Here is a 17474-nt window from a genome sequence, read left to right as displayed (position 1 = left end):
TTGTCTGTCAATGGAAGGAGATAGATATGAATCAATCTAAGCAACTGGTTCGCCTTATTGAAATTGCCATTATGACAGCGGCAGCCGTTATTTTAGACATTGTCTCAGGAATGTTTCTTAGCATGCCTCAAGGAGGCTCGGTCTCCATCATGATGATTCCGATCTTTTTAATTTCGTTTCGCTGGGGTGTCAAAGCAGGTCTTACTACAGGTTTGTTGACAGGTCTAGTACAAATAGCAATCGGAAACTTGTTTGCTCAACATCCTGTACAGCTATTGTTAGATTACATTGTCGCTTTCGCAGCAATCGGCATAAGCGGCTGTTTCGCTTCTTCTGTCCGTAAAGCCGCTGTATCAAAAACAAAAGGGAAATTGATTGTTTCAGTGGTCAGCGCAGTTTTTATCGGCAGTTTGCTGCGCTATGCCGCGCATGTCATTTCAGGAGCTGTGTTTTTCGGCAGCTTTGCTCCAAAAGGAACACCGGTATGGATTTATTCTTTAACTTATAATGCGACTTACATGGTTCCTTCATTCATTATTTGTGCAATTGTCCTATGTTTATTATTTATGACAGCACCCCGTCTGCTTAAAAGTGACAAAGCGTAAAAGTAACAATCCCCCAGCGAATTCCGCTGGGGGATTTTTCGTTATCTGTTAAGAAGTGTTTTTAAAGCTGAAAGATCCGGCCAGCCAAGACCTACTTCTTTCAGCCTTACTCCGGCAATTTCAAAGTTGTCCTCCGCTACTCTTTCAGGTGAATAGGCCTGATAAAATATAATCGAGGGATTCTGCTCAATAACCCAAACAAACATACTTGAAAAACCATGTTGAAGCAAAAACTCCGCTCCTTTTGCTAAGAGCGCCCTGCCTGCACCTTGCCGCTGGCGCTCTTCCAGAAGATAAATAGCGTATAACTCGCCGTCATAGCCTTCTTGTTCAGAGCGAATAGGTCCAAATGAAGCAAAGCCGAATACTGAACCCTTTTCGTCCTGAGCAACAAATACTCCCTTTAACGAGCGACTTTTCCATTTGTCTTCAAATTCCTTATAGTTCAGGCTGTTTAAATAATCAATCGGGATAATTTCGTGGTATGTTGTCCTCCAGCTGTCTACATGCACTTTTGCAATGTCCTTTATATCCTCTAACTTCGCTTCACGTACAGTTACCATACGGTTCTGCCCTTTCCTTACTCTGATTTTTGGATCGTTTTGGCTTCTTTGATTTCATTTGTTAATTCATTAATGCTTTGTTTTACGTTTCCTTTTCCTGAAAAGTTCTCAAGCATTTCTTTTACATCAATTCCTGAGGATGCTTTTAAACTTTCTTGCAGACTTGACATTAAGTTCGTCGCATAGCTGGTTACTTTGTTTGCTCCGCTTGATTCACCGCTTCCTCCTGTATCGACAACGGTGATTTTATCAATATTTGAAAGAGGTGCCGCTGCTTGTTTCGCGTATTCCGGAAGCATTTTGACAATCATATCGAAAATCGCCGCCTGCCCGTACTGTTCAAAGGCGGCCGCAATTTTCTCTTTTGCTTCCGCTTCTGCAAGACCTTTCAGGCGGATAACCTCTGCCTCTGTCTCTCCTTTCGCTTTTTCCGCTTCTGCTTTTGCTAGCCCGTCAATTCTTACTTTTTCCGCCTCAGCCTTTGCCATTGCTTCTATACTGTACTTCTTGGCATCGGCTTCCGCGAGCTGTTTAGCTTTCTCAGCTGCTGCGGACTGCTCAACAGAATAACGGTCTGCATCGGCTTTTTTCTTTACCTCTGAGTCGTATTGACGTTCACGGCGAAGAATTTCTTTTTCTTCTAGTTCTATTTGTTTTTGGCGTTCGATAATTTTAACCTGCATTTCCTGCTCTGTGACTTGCTGGCGCGCTCTGGCAGTCTCTAAATCATATGCTTGGTCGGCATTCGCTTTTGCCGTATCTTGTTCTCTGCGGAATTCAGCCATTTTGAGCTGATTGATTTTTTCAGCTTCAGCGATTTCCGTCGCCCGTTCAAGTTCTGATTTTTTTGCGTCTTTATCGGCCTCTGCCCGCTTAATTCGGGTTTCTTTATCAGCCTCTGCTGTCGCGATATCAGCATCACGTTTTACTTGGGCAATTCTCGGTTTCCCTAATGATTCAAGATAACCGTTTTTATCACGAACATCTTTAATGGTAAACGAGACGATTACAAGCCCCATTTTCGCGAGATCCTGTGAAGCGACACGCTGCACCTCTTGAGAGAATTTTTCTCTGTTTTTATAGATTTCTTCTACTGTCATTGAGCCGAGAATGGAACGAAGGTGGCCTTCTAAAACCTCCCGCGCTTCCTGCTCACGGTCGTCTTTTGATTTCCCTAAAAATTGTTCGGCCGCTGTAGCGATTTCTCCTATAGAACCGCCGATTTTAATAATCGCAGTTCCATCGGCCATTACTGGCACTCCTTGTTCTGTATAGACTTCAGGTGTCGAAACATCGAGTTTGCTTGATAATAAGCTTAGCGGCTCTGCCTGCTGGAAGACGGGAAGGACAAAGGTTCCTCCGCCGCGGACGATTTTAATACGGTTGCCGCCTTCATCGACATGAACATTTTTATTGCCCAGATAGCTCCCTGTTACAATTAACGCTTCATCAGGCCCTGCTGTACGATACTTCGTAATAAACACAGCTATTAGTGCAATTAATAAAAAGAATACAACTCCGATGATCATTATAATCGGCATTGTCATATCAAATTCCTCCTTTTATGTTAAATGGGTTCATGCGGAGTAACCGAAAGAACTCCGTTTTTGACATCTACGACTAGCACTCTTGTGCCATAACCGATCTGTTGATTTTCAAAGCTGATCGCTGACTTCGAGATGGTGCCGCCTATCCCTTCAATGACCACTTCACCAAACCCGTCAACAGGAACAGCTGTAATCACTTTACCGAGTCTTCCTCTGAGATCATCTTCTCTATATGCCAATGATTCTTCTGCAGATGATAATGGCACCAGTACAAAGATGTGAAGCAATACCACCAGCATGATCGAAAGGATGCAAGATAAAAGCGCAATCAGCAAGCTTGACAGAGGCAATACGAGTTCACCTATATATCCGCCCGCTGAAAAACATGTGAAAAATGAGAGCACTAATGTCGGATTAAGAAACGGAATGCCTTCTGGCAGCCCTGCAAATACATCTCCGAAAAACAGAAATAACAGCGTAAGGCTGCCCGCAATAATAAGCGTATAAAGATAAATTGTTTGTATAGGTACTCCAAATAACTCCAATTTCCTCATCCTTTCTTCATCAATGCATTGATGAACGGCTGCCGTTACCATTAATACGAGACACCCCGGGAAAAGTTTCAAAATTTTAAGATAAGTAACCCATTTGAAGTGCTTTATAAATGATAATTGCTTATATATATGGTAATGTCATTTTAGGAGGAGATATGATGAGTATCTTTAATGAAGCCAGATTAGAAACGTGGAACGAATTGAAAGGACTTTCTGACGAAAAGCTGAATCAAAAGCCTTCTGCTGAAGAATGGAGCATACGGGAAGTTCTTGACCATTTGAAAAAAATCGATATGACCGCACAAAAAATGTTGAAGGAACGTGTACAGGACGCTCCGATTAAAGAAATTGAAGAAAAACCGCTTGAGGTAGCACAGGACAGAAATAATAAACGGAAAGCCCCGAGTCATCTTGAGCCTGCGCATGATTTTATTTCAGGCAGCCAAATGAAACGTGAGCTTGATGTGGTAAGAGAGCAGCTGACTGCTGCGATTGCCTCTCTGAAAGAAGAAGATTTTGAAAGAGTGCTTCCGCATCCTGTGTTTCAAGAGCTGACTGTCAGACAGTGGATCGATTTTATCGGCCATCATGAAAAACGGCACCTCAGCCAAATGAAAGAAATTAAAGAAAAGATAGAAAGGGCCTGATTTAATCAGACCCTTTCTGCTTTTCGTTTGACTTTTCGCTGATAGGAATGAACTTCTATTTCATCACCTGTGTAAACAGCACCAGGTCTCTCCACAATACAGACAATCCCTCTAATGCCCAGTGCGTGGCGGACGAAAGCCGACGCCAGCTTCGGTTGGTCCGGATAATAAGACTGAATGACTTCTCCCGGCTGGATACACGGATCATTTTCGCCCTCACACAGCAGAGCCGCTCCGCTCGGAAAAATAATCCGGCTTCCTTCTTTTAATGAAGTAAGATCTGGCATACCGCTGACTGCCACATTCGCCCCGAGCCATTCCGGCAAAATTCTCGGCACTCCCATTTTTAAAGCGATTTCGTTGCATTCCTCTATTGAAACAATTGAAATTTGTCTGCGGTTGAAAATTTCAGTCCCTCTTGAAAACATTGGTTCTCTGGCTCCCGCTTTTTTGGTCAGGCCAAAATGCAAGTCGCCGGGGATGCCGCCATAATCAAAATCAAGCTTGTCCATTTGCTTTGTTACGAAGCTTTTTGTATCTGCGATATATAAGCCTTCCGCTTTTGCAGTCATACGCTTCCACATCAGCTGGCACCTTCCTTCTTATCTAAAATTTCCACCTATGCTTCATTATCCCAAAAAATCCCGCTCTGTAAAGGAGCGGGATTTTGATTATACAGTTTTAGGCGTAAGGTTAAAGCAGCGCTTGTAGATCCAGTTGTATGCTTTTTCATTTAAATCTCTAGGGTTTCCGAAGGTTTGCGGATCTTTCATTGCTTCTTTAGACAAGCGTTCGATCATATCAGGTGATACTCCCTGCTCTTCTAAAGTCGGCACTTCTAAATCTTCGACCAGATCATACATCCAATTGACAGATGCTTTCGCAGCTTCTTCTGTTGTCATCTTGCTTGTATCAATACCGAACGCTTTCGCAATACGCGCAAACTTCTCAGGATAGCCCTTCCAGTTGTATTCCATGACAGGGCCCATCATCGCCGCTACACATTGGCCGTGAGCGACTGGGATAATACCGCCAAGCGTTTGGCTCATCGCATGAGCCGCGCCCGCTGATTCACTTCCGTAAGAAAGGCCGGCAAGCATCGCAGCCTGCGCCATTCCATACCTTGCTTCCAGATCCTCTCCGTCAGCAAATGCCCTCTTAATGTAATGAGCGGCATACTCAATCGCCATTAAGGCAACCGCATCCGTGATTGGCTGTGCAAATTTCATTGTATAGCACTCAATGGCATGGGCGAGCGCATCAATTCCCGTCATAGCTGTTACATGCGGAGGCATTGAAACATGAAGCTCAGGATCAATGATGGTCAAGTGCGCTGCAATCAGCGGACCGCCCGTGTTGAATTTGAATTCTCTTTCTTCATCTGTGATAACCGCCCATTGGGTTACTTCTGATCCTGTTCCAGCTGTAGTGGGAATTGTCGTCAGCGGAGGAATGCGGTTTTCCAGCGGTTTTTTCCCATCTGCCGCTTCATAATCAAGCACGCTTCCTTCGTGAGTCGCTTCTACTCCGATTGCTTTTGCTGTATCCATGGAGCTTCCGCCTCCGACTGCCACCAAACCATTACAGTTCTCTTTTTTGTAAAGCTCAGATCCTTCATTCACCAGACGGACAGGCGGGTTTGGCTCAACTTTATTAAAGAGCACCACTTCAATGCCTGCTTCTTTAAGTGATTCGATTACAGGATCAGCAACACCGGCTTTATAAATCCCTGGGTCTGTGACAAGGAGCGCTTTTGAAACGCCCAGTGCAGCTACTTCCTCACCCGTATGCTTGATGGCTCCGATTCCATGCTTAATCACAGTCGGAATTTCAAATGTGTGGAATTTCTGCATGCTTTCTACCTTCATATTTAATGTCATGATCAATCTCCCCCTCTTATGAATTGAACCAGTTAACCGCTGCCGGTTTTGTATTGCGGTATACATGTTTGACTTCTGTGTATTCTTCAAGGCCTATTTTTCCAAGCTCGCGTCCGAACCCGGATTGCTTATATCCGCCCCATGGCGCTTGTGCAAAGTACGGATGAAAATCGTTGATCCAAACGGTTCCCATTCTCAAGCGGGCAGCTACCCGTTCGCACTTTTCAATGTCTTTTGACCATACCGCTCCAGCCAAGCCATAGATGGTATCATTCGCAAGCTCGATTACCTCTTCTTCAGAGCTGAAGGTTTCGACTGTCAATACAGGACCGAAAACCTCTTCCTGAACGATTCTCATGTCAGAATTACAGTTTGAGAAAATAGTAGGTTCATAGAAAAAGCCGTTTTGAAGCTCAGGATCTTCCGGGCGTTTGCCTCCTGTCTCCAGCTTCGCGCCTTCCTCTATTCCGATCTCTACATATTTTTCTACCTTTGCCCTGTGCTCCGCCGAAATAAGCGGACCGCTTTCTGTCTCAGCATGAAAACCGTTTCCGAGTTTTATGCGTTTTGCCCGTTTGACCAGCTCCGCCAAAAATTGATCATGAATGGCATCCTCAACAAGCAAGCGGGAACCTGCAGAGCATACTTGGCCGGCGTGGAAAAATACAGCGTTTAAGGCCTGATCAACCGCAACTTCTAAATCCGCGTCCTTGAAAACAATATTTGGATTTTTCCCGCCCAATTCAAGCGCGATCTTTTTGACGTTTCCGCTTGCCGCCCGCATGATGCTTTTGCCTGTTTCAATTCCGCCCGTAAACGAAATCAAATCGACGTCTTTGTTTACGGCAAGTTCATCGCCTACTGTGGCTCCCGGTCCAAGGACAAGATTCGCGACACCTTTTGGAACACCGGCTTCTTCCATCAGCTTAAAGACTTTGATTGTCGTCAGCGGCGTAATCTCACTCGGCTTCATGACGATTGTGTTTCCTGCGGCCAGTGCAGGGGCGATTTTCCAGCTCGCTTGAAGGAGCGGATAATTCCATGGAGTGATCTGGCCGCAAACCCCGATTGGCTCCCTAATAATTTTGCTTTCTGAATCAGGAATCGGAGATGAAATGATCTCTCCGCCATCTTTGTCTGCCAAGCCGGCGTAATATTGAAAAACATTGGCGATATCGTCCATATCGGCCTTGCTTTCTTCGAGTGTTTTTCCTGTATCAAGAGATTCAAGCTCAGCCAGCTCCTCAAGGTCGCGTCTGATTAATTCCGCAATTTTCAGAACAATTTTTCCGCGTTCAAGCCCGGATAGCGAAGACCATTCTCCTTTGTCAAATGCTCTGCGTGCGGCTGCGATTGCTTTGATGGCGTCCTCTCGCCCTCCCTCGCTTACAGTTGCAATTTCTTCTTGATTAAATGGGTTGATAATACTGCGGATCTGTTCTTTTTCGGCACTGATCCATTCTCCGTCAATGAATAATGTTTGACTCATATAAGCCTCCTTGACGTAAATAAAGTTTGTTAAATAAAAATTTAATGTTTTTAACAACCTTAATCTAACATATGGTTTTTAAACTGTCAAAGTCCCATTTTGATTTTTCTTTTTGACTTTTCCTCATGTTTCGTTAAGATAAAGAACATAAAGAAATAACTTAACGAATTTAATTTTCTAAAGGAAAAGAGGGTCAGTATGGATGAAAATCCAGAATTTGCAGCTATAGAACAGGCTCGGGATCTTGTTATTGACTCCATTGCTGAAACGATGGATCTTTACGGAATTACCCGCAGTGTCGGGATTTTATATGGGACGATGTATATGAGGGATGAGATGACGCTTGACGAAATGCGTGAGGAGTTGCAAATGAGCAAACCAAGCATGAGCACTGGCGTCAAAAAGCTTCAAGACTTAAATGTAGTGAAAAAAACATTTCACCGGGGCATCCGCAAGCATACATTTGTGGCTGAGAAGGATTTCTTTAAATTTTTCACAAATTTCTTTCCACCTAAATGGGAGCGGGAGGTTCAAGTGAATGTAACAGCGATCGAGGAAGCACAAGCTGATTTACAAAAGGTTTTAAGCAAGGAAGATCTCGATGAGGATATCAAAAATGAAGCACTGCAGTTATATGATCAGCTGGAAAGCTCTAAAGCTTACTATGACTGGCTGAAACGGCTTGCTGAATCGGTGCAGACCGGAGAAATTTTTAAATTTATACCGATCGAAACAAAGTAAAGCAGAAAACGCCTGGGAAACCAGGCGTTTTTTTGATGTAACTACTACAAATTTGAAAAATACGGGAAAAACACCCCATTTACTTCCAAAATATTTGATGGTAATTTTATGTAGGTAAAATTTGTATTTGGCCTTCAGAGGAGGTGAAAAGCGGGCAGGCCTGTTTAATTTATCATTTTTTAGGGGGAATTTTGTTATGAAACGCAAATTATTATCTTCTTTGGCAATTAGTGCATTAAGTCTCGGGTTACTCGTTTCTGCACCTACAGCTTCTTTCGCGGCTGAATCTACATCAACTAAAGCTCATACTGAATCTACTATGAGAACACAGTCTACAGCTTCATTGTTCGCAACAATCACTGGCGCCAGCAAAACGGAATGGTCTTTCTCAGATATCGAATTGACTTACCGTCCAAACACGCTTCTCAGCCTTGGCGTTATGGAGTTTACATTGCCAAGCGGATTTACTGCAAACACGAAAGACACATTGAACGGAAATGCCTTGCGTACAACACAGATCCTCAATAACGGGAAAACAGTAAGAGTTCCTTTGGCACTTGATTTGTTAGGAGCTGGCGAATTCAAATTAAAACTGAATAACAAAACACTTCCTGCCGCAGGTACATATACTTTCCGTGCAGAGAATAAATCATTAAGCATTGGAAATAAATTTTACGCAGAAGCCAGCATTGACGTGGCTAAGCGCAGCACTCCTCCGACTCAGCCTTGCGGTTGCAACTAATGTAAAAGACCGGTTAACGCCGGTCTTTTTTGCGTTTTACCCTCCCCTTTTTCTCTAATTCCCGTTATCTTTTTTCTGGTTTAAAATTTAAATTGACAAACACTAGAAACAGGAGTAAATTCTTGAGTGTTCAATTTCATACAGTCTCTTTTACCGCTTAATCAAACACGAACGGGGGAACCAACGATTGGCTGTTTTTTTAACAGCCTTGGGGTGAATCTTACTAAGTAAGAGGGGGTACTCTGAATCCCTAATCCGACAGCTAACCTCGTAGGCGTATACAGAGAGGAGGTCTATTATCGACCATTCTTTGCAATGGTCTTTTTTGCTTCAAAAACGTTAATTCACTAAGGGAGATATGAACATTGGGAAGAATTAAAAATAAGCAATTTGCCGTGATCGGGCTGGGCCGGTTTGGCGGCAGCATTTGTAAAGAACTTCATAGAATGGGGCATGAGGTCCTTGCGGTTGATATCAACGAAGAAAAGGTCAATGCATATGCTTCTTACGCCACTCATGCGGTAATTGCCAACGCCACCGAAGAAAACGAATTGCTTTCATTAGGAATACGCAATTTTGAATATGTGATTGTTGCCATCGGAGCAAATATTCAAGCGAGTACGCTGACCACCCTATTATTAAAGGAGCTTGATATTCCAAATATTTGGGTGAAGGCTCAAAACTATTATCATCACAAGGTGCTTGAAAAAATCGGCGCTGACCGGATTATTCATCCTGAAAAAGATATGGGAGTTAAAATCGCACAAAGCCTTTCAGACGAAAATGTTTTGAATTACATTGATCTATCTGATGAATACAGTATTGTCGAGCTGTTGGCTACGCGCAAGCTTGATTCAAAATCGATTATTGACCTGAATGTAAGAGCAAAGTACGGCTGCACGATCCTGGCCATCAAACATCATGGAGATATCTGTCTTTCCCCCGCGCCTGAAGACATCATTCACGAGCAAGATTGCCTGGTGATCATGGGCCACAAAAAGGATATTAAACGTTTTGAAAACGAAGGGATGTAGACAAAAGTGACACTTCAAAGGGATAAAGTGATCAAATGGGTTCGGTTTACACCGCCTCAAGTGCTTGCCATTGGTTTTTTCCTTACCATTATCATCGGGGCTGTCCTATTAATGCTTCCGATTTCCACTACGAAGCCATTGTCATGGATAGATGCCCTTTTTACTGCGGCTTCCGCTACAACTGTTACAGGGCTTGCTGTTGTCGATACCGGTACTCAATTTACGGTATTCGGGCAAACAGTTATTATGGGGCTGATTCAGATTGGCGGGCTTGGATTTATGACATTTGCGGTCTTGATCGTCATGATATTAGGAAAAAAAATCGGCTTAAAAGAACGAATGCTCGTCCAGGAAGCCTTAAACCAGCCGACAATCGGCGGTGTCATTGGCCTTGTCAAAGTCCTGTTTATGTTTTCGATCAGTATTGAATTGATAGCAGCACTCATTTTATCCATCCGGCTTGTACCTCAGTACGGCTGGTCATCCGGCTTGTTTGCAAGTTTGTTTCACGCAATTTCTGCTTTTAACAATGCCGGGTTTTCGCTGTGGCCTGATAATTTGATGAGCTACGTTGGCGATCCTACAGTGAACCTCGTGATTACTTTCTTATTTATTACAGGAGGGATCGGATTTACGGTTCTGTTTGATGTGATGAAAAATCGGCGTTTTAAAGCTTTTTCTTTACATACAAAGCTCATGCTTACAGGAACGCTGATGTTGAATGCGATTGCTATGCTTACGGTCTTTATTTTAGAATACAGCAACCCCGGCACGCTCGGCCACCTGCATATAGTCGATAAACTGTGGGCGTCCTATTTTCAGGCAGTGACGCCGAGAACCGCAGGCTTCAATTCTCTAGATTTTGGAAGCATGAGAGAAGGAACAATTGTATTTACTTTATTATTGATGTTTATCGGAGCAGGAAGCGCATCAACGGCGAGCGGCATTAAGCTGACTACGTTCATCGTGATTTTAACATCTGTTATTGCTTACTTGAGAGGTAAAAAAGAAACGGTTATTTTCCGCCGTTCCATCAAATATCCGATTATCATTAAAGCTTTAGCTGTGAGTGTCACCAGTTTGTTCATCGTGTTTTTAGGGATTTTCGCCCTGACGATCACAGAACAAGCGCCATTTCTTCAAATTGTGTTTGAAACCTTTTCCGCATTCGGAACTGTCGGCCTTACGATGGGGCTTACTCCTGAACTGACAACAGCTGGCAAGTGTATCATTATTGTCATCATGTTTATCGGAAGAATTGGTCCTTTAACGTTCGTGTTTTCATTCGCAAAAACAGAGCAATCAAATATCCGTTACCCTGACGGCGAAGTGTTTACAGGGTGATATCAAAAAATCCGGCGTGCAGTCGCCGGATTTTTTTATGATTCGATATGAGATTGATTTTGTCTTTTTTCCTGTTCCGCGATGATTTCGTTATCTTCCGCGTTATCACGGGTTACTTTTTGTGTAAGAATCGCACCAACTGCTACAAGTATCATAACAGCGATGTAATAACCTTTTTCATTGAGTTCCAGATTATCAGCATTATAGAGTCCGATACTAAACAAAAATACTCCCGCAAAAAAAGTAAAATAAGCTAATACTGTAAAGGCAACCGTGTTTCTGCGTCTATATTTCTGCACCTTTGTTCCCTCCCGAAAGCATAGTTAAAAAGTGATAACTTCCGTGGAATATTATACCTCAAATTCCCCGGAATGGAACAAAGAATTAAAAATACCAGTAAAAAGGGCTTAGGTTGCCTCCTTTATTTCAACAGCTGAATCATCAATCCAGCCAATAAGTTTATCATTGATTTGGAATTGGTACCATACAGACTGGCCTTTCTGTTTTTTAGACACAACCTTTATGTCTTTGCCGACGTAAGATTGGGCAGAGGTAAGCCTTATGGACCGATCATCAGTAGAAGGCTTGGACCATACGTCTTGAACGGCACTGTCTTTAATAGAGGCGTTTAAATCCACAGATTTGAGGGATGGATTTACCTCATCGTACTCATCTAAATCGTATTTTTCCACAATAGCACTGATTTTGTCAGCGTAGTCAGGGTCTGTAGCATATCCTGATGTTTGCAGGGCGGTTGCCGCTTCCTTATAATTCCCTGCCTCAAGCACCGGTTTATACTTCTTTTTATTCCACGATGTGCCACGGACGAACAATTGGGCGTGATCATCCATAGATTCAAAAAACGTGCTGTATTTTCGAAACTTCGCGCGAATGGTTTTTCTTTTCCCTTTTTCAACTTCGTCCGTTTCCATCGTGACATGATGGCCTTTATAATTCCCTTTTACGCCAAAAAGGTTGTTGGCCTTAGCAGCCAGTTCACTGTTCCCCCAGTCCGATTCGAGAATGGCCTGAGCAATTGTGATGCTGGGGAGAACATGGTATTTTTCATACAAAATTTGGGCATGTCCGGACAGACTGTCTATAAATACTTGCTGTTCATCGATTTCTTCAGTTTCTTTGGATATTTCAATCGGTTTTGATAAAGTTGTCGCTAAAACAAACAGAGCTAGCGGAATCGATACAAGGAAAAATAGTGAAATCAAGAGTTTACGTTTTTTAAGTTTTTTACGGGCCATGAAAACCTTCCTTCGAATTAAAAGATTACGAATGTAAAAGAATCTACCTTTTAGAATTTTACTTGCACTTCTAATATTTTTCAATTCTTTAGGGATAAAGTTGGGAAAAGATTGCAAAATAAAAACCTTTTCGCTCAATGAAAAGGTTTTTACCATGTTTCTATTTTTGTAAATTTCTGAGTGCATTCCGATATTCCGTATCATTTATTACTTTATATGATTTGACAGTTGCCTTCGACAAACCTTGTGCTGAGACGGCCGGTTTTTCCGGAGCTGTTTTCGCTTTATCATGTGGTTTATGTGCCAGCTTGTGCCCCATTCCAGTGGCATTCATACAAAATGACAGGCAGACGAGCAGCACGCTAAGGATAAAAGAAATGAAGAAAAGATCATGATAAGCAGTCATCATAGAATCCTGTACCGAACCGCTTTGTCTGGCAGCATCTTTTTTCGTGAAAAAGCCGATGAGAATGGGAACTCCCATATAGACAAACAATCTTAAAAACTGAACAGCTGTCATTCTCTTGACCAAATCAGGCAGCGGGCCTCCCATGGCAGCTCCCATCAGCCCTGCGGCGACTGTCAGGCCTGTTCCCGCTGCAAGCATGATAAACAGTGCCGCGAACATATAAAGAGATGATCGATCCTGTATATGCAACCATTGAAAATTCACAAAAACGAGAATGAGTCCGCCGATAATACCGAGCATCCCTGGTCCGACTTTATCATATAACAGAGCGCTCAAAATGGCCGCGATCGCCACTCCGATTAAAAGAGTCAAGTTTAAAAAAATGAGATGCTCCTGAGAAATATCATACATTTGACGGAGCAAGCCTTGAAAAGCAGACAGGCTGACAGCTACCGTTATCGTCCCTGCAGCTATGATCAATAAGCCAAGCACAGGTTTTGGCAGCAGCATCAGTTTAATAGATATGAAGGGGTTTTTCACTTTATATTCCACAATCAATAGACCAATGAGCAAACATAACGTCACCCCGAAACCAATCCATACATAACCCGATGACAGCCCCCATTTTTGCAGAAAAATGAATGAAACCGCTGAGGCTGCGGCAAGGAAAACAGATAAAAGAATTCCCACACGATCAAGCAGCTGTTCTTGATCCGACGCCCCGTGATGCTCGTCATGAAGAAAGAAATAGCTCACCGCGACACCGATCAGGGACAAGGTGCCAAAGATGAAAAACAGCCATCTCCAATGCCCGCAGCTTGTTGCAATGGTTCCGAGGATTGTGCCGATGATAACAGAACCATAGAATCCCCCGATCAGCACAAGCAGTGCATAATTCCTGCGTTCAATCGGGAATGACAGTACAAGCATTGGAATCATAATCATCAGCATGACGCCTGTTGCCGCTCCCTGTAAAAAGCGCCCTGCCGCCATCCATGCAATATCGCCTGAACATGCGATGAGCAGTGAACCTAGTATAAAGACAGGTAATGAAGCCAGATAGACGGGACGAGCACCGAATTTTTTCCTCAGCAGCGGTCCTGCCGGAACTAACAAGGCAAAGGCCATATTGCCGATCAATATCGGATTTACTGATGTGAAGACACTTGTTCCAACCGCTTTCTGAACAAGGCCTTGAACTGACGACAATGCCGTGTTAGACATCAATCCCGGCCCGACCGCTAAGACGGCGAGCAAAGAAATCACCCAATAGTGTTTTGTCTTCATGTTGTCATTCCTTCCTATATGAATACATGCGAAACACATCATTTTTTGAAACCAAAAGAAGCTAATAGATTTTGCATACCATTAGCTTTCATTCTAATATTCTCCCTTTCAGGGGAAATGATATTATTTTATTATAATTATGTGAATGAATGAGCATATAATCAAATATTATTTCAAATCGATTGTGTTTTGTCAATGGAGTAAATTTCAAGCACAACATAGAAAGCTTGAAAGCTTTTCCCCGATATTGTGTCTAGAACTGCACTTATGAATCCCTGCTCGTTCCCTCAAGCGAATTAAAGCAGGCCGTTTTAATCCTTTCAATCCACTATTCCAACTAATAAACTCGAATAAGTTGGTGATAAGACAACATTTTGCCCCCACATTTTTTTTTGTTCACTGGGCGTTTGCCGCCTCTAAATTGTATATGGGTAAATACCATGAATTAACCTATGAAATACCAATGTAAGGAAATTCTAAATATTCCGGGAGGCAAAAACGAATGGAACTGTATGAGTGTATCCAAGACATTTTTAGCGGCTTGAAAAATCCATCGGTTAAAGATTTAGCAACGTCTTTAAAACAAATTCCAAACGCAGCAAAATTAAGTCAACCGTATATTAAGGAACCAGACCAGTACGCTTACGGCCGAAATGCCATCTATCGAAATAATGAATTGGAAATTATCGTGATTAACATTCCGCCAAACAAGGAGACAACTGTACATGATCATGGTCAATCCATTGGTTGTGCAATGGTGTTAGAAGGAAAGCTTCTTAATTCTATTTATCGCTCAGCCGGCGAACACGCAGAACTCTCCAATTCATACTTTGTCCACGAAGGAGAATGCCTTATTTCAACCAAAGGTTTAATTCACAAAATGTCTAATCCCACATCCGAACGAATGGTATCTCTTCATGTCTACTCCCCTCCTTTGGAAGACATGACAGTCTTTGAGGAACAAAAGGAGGTATTGGAAAATTCATGATTGACAGATAAACTGCTCACTTTGACTTCGCTCAACTGGAGGATTCAGAGAATGAACCTTTTCCTCAAAACAAAAAACCCTTATAGAATAAGGGTTTAAAGGTATGGAGCCAAGGGGGCTCGAACCCCTGACCTCTACGCTGCCAGCGTAGCGCTCTCCCAGCTGAGCTATGGCCCCGTATGTAATGTCATGTTTATTATAGATGATTTTATTTTGAAAAACAAGCTGTTTCCTCTTGAATTGACAGAAAAAATAAGGCTCGGAAAAGAGCCTTATTTTTCGACTTACATCATGATCAAAAGTAAAATCACACCGAGAATAATTCGATAGATTGCAAATGGGACAAGTTTGATTTTGTTAATCAGCCTTAAAAAGAAACGGACGACAAACAGTGCGACCACAAAGGCACAGATAAAGCCGACGATGAAAAATGGCATCAGATCCGAGCTTAAGCTGTCCCAATGCTTCACGAGGCTTAGAAAACTGGCTCCCATCATGATCGGCATCGCCATAATAAACGTAAAGTCGGCTGCAGCTCGGTGGTTTAATCCGAGAATAACACCTCCGGAAATGGTTGAACCCGAACGCGAGAAACCCGGCCAAAGGGCAAGACATTGGAATAAGCCGACTGCTATCGCCTGTTTATAGGAAATGCGGTCGAGTGTGTCTGTCGCTGTTTTCCGCTTATTGACCCAGTCAGCAAAAAGCATCAGGATTGCCCCGGCAATTAAACCGATGGCCACAGTTTTGACAGAAAATAAATATTCATCAATGTAATCTTCAAACAAAAAGCCGAGAACAGCTGCAGGCACGAGTCCGACGGCAATTTGGGCAATGCTTAATTTATGTCCCTGCTCCTGGTCGCTTGTAATATTTTTTTTCAAGCCGAGTAAATTTAAAATTCGGTCTTTAAACACGATAGCTACTGCTAAAATGGAGCCTAGCTGAATAACCACCTTGAATGAGTTAGCAGCTTCTTCTGACATCAGATTACTTGATTTAAGCCAGATGTCGTCTACTATGATCATATGTCCTGTCGAAGAAACCGGCGCGTACTCTGTTAATCCTTCTACGATTCCTAAAATGGCGGCTACAAACAATTCCCATAGAGTCATGATTTTGATTCTCCCCATTAGACATTTATTTTTTTACATAACGGGAGCTTTCCATAAATGGAAAGCCCGTCTTATATAACTATAAACGAAAATCACACTTTATGCCCCGGCGTATTTTCATTTTTTTCTTCATCGTATAAATGTGACCGCATTTTAAACCAGTCAAATAAATGTGTCGTAATGACTTTGGCAACTGCATAGCCAGGAATGGCAAGAATGATTCCAACAACACCAAACAGCTTGCCGGCTGTTAACAGCAGAAAAATAATCGTAATCGGATGGATGTGAAGGTTTTTTCCCATAATTTGCGGAGAGATCAGCTTCCCTTCAATCAGCTGAACAATCGTCCAAACGATCACCAGCTTAAGCAGCATGAGCGGCGATGTCACTATGGCAATGATAATCGCAGGCGTAATGGCAATCGTTGGCCCTAAATATGGAACGATGCTTGTGCAAGCCGCAATGACTGCAAGCAATGAAGCATAATCCAGCCCGATAATTAAATAACCGATAAACAGCAAAAACCCGATACAGAAGCTGACAATGATCTGGCCTCTGATATAAGAGCTTAACCGATGATTCATTTCGCTTAAGACTGTATATGTCTGTTCTTTCAATCGAGTCGGCACAAACTTCAGTATGTAGACCGGTAATTTTCTTCCGTCTTTTAGCAAATAAAATAGAATAAACGGAACCGTGACGATCGAAATGATAATCTCAGTCAGTGCGCCGATAAAATTCCCAACACCGGTAAAGGTGCTGTTCACGATCGTCGCTGCCTGATCCGAAACCTTTGTAGCAAGATCAGATATATTAATGTTCATCGTTTGCTGGGCCTGATTGACGAAGTTGCTGCCAATCAGCTGTTTCGTCTGATTTTCTACGACGTCCACATATCTTGGGATATTGTCAATCAAACTCATAATTTGTTCTTTTAAGAAGGGAATGATCGACACGATCGTGATCGTGATCAGCCCGATAACCAATAGATATAGCAGCAATATAGAATAGATTCTTCTTATTCTTCTTCTCTCCAGAAAATCGACGACTGGGTTTAACAGATAAAAAACAATGCCTGTCAAAATAATCGGAAGTGATATCGTTTTGAGCAGAACAATAATCGGGGTGAAAATAAATGATGTTTTTGTAAATACTAGAATATTTAAACCAATCAGCAGCAGCACAAGCAAAAATAAAACAAACTTATTATCCAAGAAGAATCGCTTGAATCTGCCGCTCCATGTTTGCAACGTCTCCACTATCGTTCCTCCGT

18 protein-coding genes, 1 tRNA gene and 1 riboswitch are annotated in these 17474 nt (G+C 42.6%); of the genes, 7 read left to right on the top strand and 12 right to left on the bottom strand.

Translation table 11 applies throughout. The features are described from left to right. Positions 1-26: 26 nt before the first annotated feature. Positions 27-605, top strand: a complete 579-nt coding sequence (gene thiT, locus RAC86_RS21765) for an energy-coupled thiamine transporter ThiT (protein WP_003228966.1) — start codon at positions 27-29, stop codon at positions 603-605. Between the two features lie 41 nt (positions 606-646). On the opposite strand, the gene RAC86_RS21760 is transcribed toward thiT, so the two are convergent. From RAC86_RS21760 to RAC86_RS21750, 3 genes are read right to left on the bottom strand one after another with little or no spacing between them, the layout of a single operon-like run. Then, complete coding sequence (locus RAC86_RS21760; RefSeq protein ID WP_003228963.1) at positions 647-1168, bottom strand: GNAT family N-acetyltransferase; 522 nt, start codon at positions 1166-1168, stop codon at positions 647-649. 17 nt (positions 1169-1185) lie between these two features. Next, complete coding sequence (floT, locus tag RAC86_RS21755; RefSeq protein ID WP_003228960.1) at positions 1186-2715, bottom strand: flotillin lipid rafts scaffold protein FloT; 1530 nt, start codon at positions 2713-2715, stop codon at positions 1186-1188. Between the two features lie 20 nt (positions 2716-2735). Beyond that, positions 2736-3260 (bottom strand): NfeD family protein, encoded by a 525-nt coding sequence (locus RAC86_RS21750; protein ID WP_080530080.1) that lies wholly within the window; start codon positions 3258-3260, stop codon positions 2736-2738. A gap of 167 nt (positions 3261-3427) precedes the next feature. On the opposite strand from RAC86_RS21750, the gene RAC86_RS21745 reads away from it, so the two are divergent. After that, positions 3428-3916 (top strand): DinB family protein, encoded by a 489-nt coding sequence (locus RAC86_RS21745; protein ID WP_015714594.1) that lies wholly within the window; start codon positions 3428-3430, stop codon positions 3914-3916. Between the two features lie 5 nt (positions 3917-3921). Here RAC86_RS21745 and RAC86_RS21740 read toward each other — a convergent pair whose 3' ends face one another. The 3 genes from RAC86_RS21740 to betB form a co-directional block, all read right to left on the bottom strand. Continuing rightward, entirely contained in the window at positions 3922-4500 is a 579-nt protein-coding gene (locus tag RAC86_RS21740; protein ID WP_003243361.1) for an MOSC domain-containing protein, read from the bottom strand. An 87-nt stretch (positions 4501-4587) separates the two neighbouring features. Then, entirely contained in the window at positions 4588-5796 is a 1209-nt protein-coding gene (gbsB, locus tag RAC86_RS21735) for a choline dehydrogenase (RefSeq protein ID WP_003243227.1), read from the bottom strand. Positions 5797-5812: 16 nt separating this feature from the next. After that, complete coding sequence (gene betB / locus RAC86_RS21730) at positions 5813-7285, bottom strand: betaine-aldehyde dehydrogenase (RefSeq protein ID WP_377886021.1); 1473 nt, start codon at positions 7283-7285, stop codon at positions 5813-5815. Positions 7286-7483: 198 nt separating this feature from the next. Here betB and gbsR point away from each other — a divergent pair, with 198 nt between their 5' ends. The 4 genes from gbsR to ktrB all read left to right on the top strand — a co-directional run bounded on the left by gbsR (position 7484) and on the right by ktrB (position 11146). Continuing rightward, entirely contained in the window at positions 7484-8026 is a 543-nt protein-coding gene (gbsR, locus tag RAC86_RS21725) for a transcriptional regulator GbsR (RefSeq protein WP_015251366.1), read from the top strand. A gap of 196 nt (positions 8027-8222) precedes the next feature. Then, complete coding sequence (gene bslA / locus RAC86_RS21720) at positions 8223-8768, top strand: biofilm surface layer hydrophobin BslA (protein ID WP_003243556.1); 546 nt, start codon at positions 8223-8225, stop codon at positions 8766-8768. 144 nt (positions 8769-8912) lie between these two features. After that, positions 8913-9061: riboswitch (cyclic di-AMP (ydaO/yuaA leader) on the top strand. Positions 9062-9133: 72 nt separating this feature from the next. Next, positions 9134-9802, top strand: coding sequence for a potassium uptake protein KtrA (gene ktrA, locus RAC86_RS21715; protein ID WP_003228942.1), 669 nt, complete (start codon positions 9134-9136; stop codon positions 9800-9802). Between the two features lie 6 nt (positions 9803-9808). Further along, entirely contained in the window at positions 9809-11146 is a 1338-nt protein-coding gene (gene ktrB, locus RAC86_RS21710) for a Ktr system potassium transporter KtrB (protein WP_377886020.1), read from the top strand. A 35-nt stretch (positions 11147-11181) separates the two neighbouring features. On the opposite strand, the gene RAC86_RS21705 is transcribed toward ktrB, so the two are convergent. The 3 genes from RAC86_RS21705 to RAC86_RS21695 all read right to left on the bottom strand — a co-directional run bounded on the left by RAC86_RS21705 (position 11182) and on the right by RAC86_RS21695 (position 14098). Next, entirely contained in the window at positions 11182-11445 is a 264-nt protein-coding gene (locus tag RAC86_RS21705) for a YiaA/YiaB family inner membrane protein (protein ID WP_003222348.1), read from the bottom strand. Between the two features lie 108 nt (positions 11446-11553). Next, entirely contained in the window at positions 11554-12402 is an 849-nt protein-coding gene (gene lytG / locus RAC86_RS21700; protein WP_003228938.1) for an exo-glucosaminidase LytG, read from the bottom strand. Between the two features lie 160 nt (positions 12403-12562). After that, a complete protein-coding gene (locus RAC86_RS21695) occupies positions 12563-14098 on the bottom strand; it encodes an MFS transporter (RefSeq protein WP_377886019.1) in 1536 nt (511 codons plus the stop codon). Between the two features lie 502 nt (positions 14099-14600). On the opposite strand from RAC86_RS21695, the gene cdoA reads away from it, so the two are divergent. Continuing rightward, on the top strand, positions 14601-15086 hold the full coding sequence (gene cdoA / locus RAC86_RS21690; protein WP_021480465.1) for a cysteine dioxygenase: 486 nt from the start codon (positions 14601-14603) through the stop codon (positions 15084-15086). Positions 15087-15190: 104 nt separating this feature from the next. Here the strand turns inward: cdoA and RAC86_RS21685 are convergent. The 3 genes from RAC86_RS21685 to RAC86_RS21675 all read right to left on the bottom strand — a co-directional run bounded on the left by RAC86_RS21685 (position 15191) and on the right by RAC86_RS21675 (position 17460). After that, positions 15191-15263: transfer RNA gene (locus tag RAC86_RS21685), tRNA-Ala, on the bottom strand. 107 nt (positions 15264-15370) lie between these two features. Continuing rightward, entirely contained in the window at positions 15371-16201 is an 831-nt protein-coding gene (locus RAC86_RS21680) for an undecaprenyl-diphosphate phosphatase (protein ID WP_014477785.1), read from the bottom strand. A 92-nt stretch (positions 16202-16293) separates the two neighbouring features. After that, complete coding sequence (locus tag RAC86_RS21675; RefSeq protein ID WP_038429517.1) at positions 16294-17460, bottom strand: AI-2E family transporter; 1167 nt, start codon at positions 17458-17460, stop codon at positions 16294-16296. Positions 17461-17474 lie beyond the last annotated feature (14 nt).

It is taken from the genome of Bacillus sp. LR_5, from assembly GCF_042709275.1.
Note: the sequence above shows the minus strand (reverse complement) of the source record. Positions and strands in the feature narration are given on the sequence as shown.

What these genes read in the sequence shown, in the direction of transcription:
- thiT (WP_003228966.1), top strand. Translation starts at nt 27, where the DNA reads ATGAATCAATCTAAGCAACTGGTTCGCCTTATTGAAATTGCCATTATG.
- RAC86_RS21760 (WP_003228963.1), bottom strand. Translation starts at nt 1,168, where the DNA reads ATGGTAACTGTACGTGAAGCGAAGTTAGAGGATATAAAGGACATTGCA.
- floT (WP_003228960.1), bottom strand. Translation starts at nt 2,715, where the DNA reads ATGACAATGCCGATTATAATGATCATCGGAGTTGTATTCTTTTTATTA.
- RAC86_RS21745 (WP_015714594.1), top strand. Translation starts at nt 3,428, where the DNA reads ATGAGTATCTTTAATGAAGCCAGATTAGAAACGTGGAACGAATTGAAA.
- RAC86_RS21740 (WP_003243361.1), bottom strand. Translation starts at nt 4,500, where the DNA reads ATGTGGAAGCGTATGACTGCAAAAGCGGAAGGCTTATATATCGCAGAT.
- gbsB (WP_003243227.1), bottom strand. Translation starts at nt 5,796, where the DNA reads ATGACATTAAATATGAAGGTAGAAAGCATGCAGAAATTCCACACATTT.
- betB (WP_377886021.1), bottom strand. Translation starts at nt 7,285, where the DNA reads ATGAGTCAAACATTATTCATTGACGGAGAATGGATCAGTGCCGAAAAA.
- gbsR (WP_015251366.1), top strand. Translation starts at nt 7,484, where the DNA reads ATGGATGAAAATCCAGAATTTGCAGCTATAGAACAGGCTCGGGATCTT.
- bslA (WP_003243556.1), top strand. Translation starts at nt 8,223, where the DNA reads ATGAAACGCAAATTATTATCTTCTTTGGCAATTAGTGCATTAAGTCTC.
- lytG (WP_003228938.1), bottom strand. Translation starts at nt 12,402, where the DNA reads ATGGCCCGTAAAAAACTTAAAAAACGTAAACTCTTGATTTCACTATTT.
- RAC86_RS21695 (WP_377886019.1), bottom strand. Translation starts at nt 14,098, where the DNA reads ATGAAGACAAAACACTATTGGGTGATTTCTTTGCTCGCCGTCTTAGCG.
- cdoA (WP_021480465.1), top strand. Translation starts at nt 14,601, where the DNA reads ATGGAACTGTATGAGTGTATCCAAGACATTTTTAGCGGCTTGAAAAAT.
- RAC86_RS21680 (WP_014477785.1), bottom strand. Translation starts at nt 16,201, where the DNA reads ATGACTCTATGGGAATTGTTTGTAGCCGCCATTTTAGGAATCGTAGAA.